General features: G+C 50.3%; 1 protein-coding gene and 1 pseudogene. Both read left to right on the top strand.

Features of this window, described 5'->3' with window-relative positions; all coding sequences use genetic code 11:
- Positions 1-215: pseudogene (locus tag ABUA47_RS23990) on the top strand (MATE family efflux transporter); the annotation flags it as partial.
- Positions 216-252: 37 nt separating this feature from the next.
- Entirely contained in the window at positions 253-2,376 is a 2,124-nt protein-coding gene (locus ABUA47_RS23985) for an alpha/beta hydrolase family protein (protein ID WP_035448464.1), read from the top strand.
- Positions 2,377-2,575: the final 199 nt, after the last annotated feature.

The following is a 2,575-nucleotide window of genomic DNA, read 5'->3' as shown; positions in this document are numbered from 1 at the left end:
TCCAGGCAGTTTCCGGAACCGGCAACACGCGTACGGCATGGGGGTTGGAGATGGCTACGCTGGTCATCTACACAGCCTATATCACCTACATTATTCTGATTCTGCAACTCGACGTGGCCATCTGCTGGACCTCGGAAATGGTTTATTCCAGCTTTATTCTCATTTTCTGCTGGCTATATATCAAACGTGGAAATTGGCAAGGAAGGAAAATTTAGTATCTTTGCATTAAAATAACTGAAACAAAAAGCATATATGAAACAAGTAAATCTACTACTTATGTCAGCAGCCATGACATTGGCCTCTTGCGGAGGCACAAAAGATGCCGGACAGCAGCAGGACGCAGCAACGCTCATCCAGCGGTCGGACATCAAGATTGAAGGAAAGCGTATGACACCCGAGGCACTCTGGGCGATGGGACGCATCGGCAGTGTGGCCGTATCCCCCGACGAAAAGCAAATTGCCTACACGGTATCCTATTACAGCGTGCCCCAGAACAAGAGTAACAGCGAAGTCTTCGTCATGAATGCCGACGGTAGTGACAATACCCAGATAACGCATGACGCCTGGCAAGAAGGACAGCCCACATGGTTCAAGGACGGCAAGAAGCTTGCCTTCCTTTGCAACGAAAGCGGCAGCAGCCAGGTATGGGAAATGAATCCCGACGGCAGCGGACGCAAGCAGCTGACCCAATACGAGGGAGACATCGAAGGGTTCTCTTTCTCGCCCGACGGCAAGAAACTCCTTTTCATTGCCCAGGTAAAGGCCGTGAAGAGTACGGCAGACAAACATCCGGACCTTCCTAAAGCCACCGGCATCATCGTTACCGACCTGATGTACAAGCATTGGGACGAATGGGTGACTACTGCTCCCCATCCATTCGTTGCCGATTTCGACGGCAATGCCATCAGCAATGTCACTGATATTCTTGAGGGAGAGCCATACGAAAGCCCGATGAAGCCCTGGGGCGGTATCGAGCAGCTGGCATGGAGCCCGTCTTCTGATAAGGTGGCCTATACATGCCGTAAGAAAACCGGACTGGCGTATGCCATTTCCACCAACTCCGACATTTATATCTACGACCTTGCCTCCAAGGAAACCAAAAACATCACGGAAGAAAACAAGGGATATGATACGAATCCCCAATACTCTCCCGACGGCAAATACATCGCCTGGCAGAGCATGGAGCGTGACGGCTACGAAGCCGACTTGAACCGCTTGTTTATCATGAACCTCGAGACCGGCGAGAAACGTTTTGTAAGCAAAGCTTTCGAATCGAACGTGGACGCCTTCTTGTGGAACAAAGATTCCCAGAGCATCTACTTCATCGGTGTATGGCATGGCGAGACACAGATTTACAACATCGACCTTGCCGGAAACGACAAGCTTACCCAGCTCACCGACGGCATGTACGACTATGCTTCGCTTGCCCTTTGCGGAGACAAGATTATCGCCAAACGCCATTCCATGAGCATGGGCGACGAAATCTATGCCGTAAACAGTGCACGTAACGGCGACGCTTTTGCAGAAGCAGTGCAACTGACCACAGAAAACAAGCAGATTTACGACCAGCTGGAAATGGGTAAAGTGGAAGCCCGCTGGATGAAGACCACCGACGGCAAGCAGATGCTGACCTGGGTGATTTATCCTCCGCAGTTCGACCCTAACAAGAAGTACCCCACCCTCCTCTTCTGTGAAGGCGGTCCTCAGAGTCCCGTCAGCCAGTTCTGGAGCTACCGTTGGAATTTCCAGATTATGGCGGCAAACGACTATATCATCGTAGCTCCCAACCGTCGTGGTCTTCCGGGCTTCGGTGTAGAGTGGAACGAAGCCATCAGCGGTGATTATGGCGGCCAGTGCATGAAGGACTACTTCACTGCCATTGACGAAATGGCCAAGGAACCTTTCGTCGACAAAGACCGCCTGGGTTGCGTAGGCGCCAGCTTCGGAGGCTTCTCCGTATATTGGCTTGCCGGACACCATGACAAACGCTTCAAGGCATTCATCGCACACGACGGTATCTTCAACATGGAAATGCAATATCTGGAAACGGAAGAGAAATGGTTTGCCAACTGGGATATGGGCGGTGCTTATTGGGAAAAGAACAACGCTACGGCACAACGCACTTTTGCCAACTCCCCGCATCTCTTCGTCGACAAATGGGACACCCCTATCCTCTGCATCCACGGAGAGAAGGACTTCCGCATTCTTGCCAACCAGGCAATGGCCGCCTTCGATGCAGCCGTGATGCGTGGCGTTCCTGCCGAACTGCTTATCTATCCGGACGAAAACCACTGGGTACTGAAACCTCAGAATGGCGTGCTGTGGCAACGTACCTTCTTTGAATGGCTGGACAAATGGCTGAAGCCGGCTAAGTAAAGCCTCTCAAAAACGATAAAAACAAATAATCCCGGATTCTTGACAAAGAGTCCGGGATTATTTGTTTTTATTGTACACCGCCCGATTCATTTTTTATGACTATAATTTGAAAGTATTAGGTGTAATACGTACCTTGATAGAAGTCCAAGAAAAAATCAAATCTCATCCCGATTTAAAGAAACGTTACTTTCTTAAGCCT

This window comes from Bacteroides sp. RTP31139st1_H2_RTP31139_211217 (genome assembly GCF_040227615.1).
In the GTDB taxonomy this organism is placed as follows: Bacteria; Bacteroidota; Bacteroidia; order Bacteroidales; family Bacteroidaceae; genus Bacteroides; species Bacteroides uniformis.
This window is presented reverse-complemented; position numbering and strand designations above follow the sequence as displayed.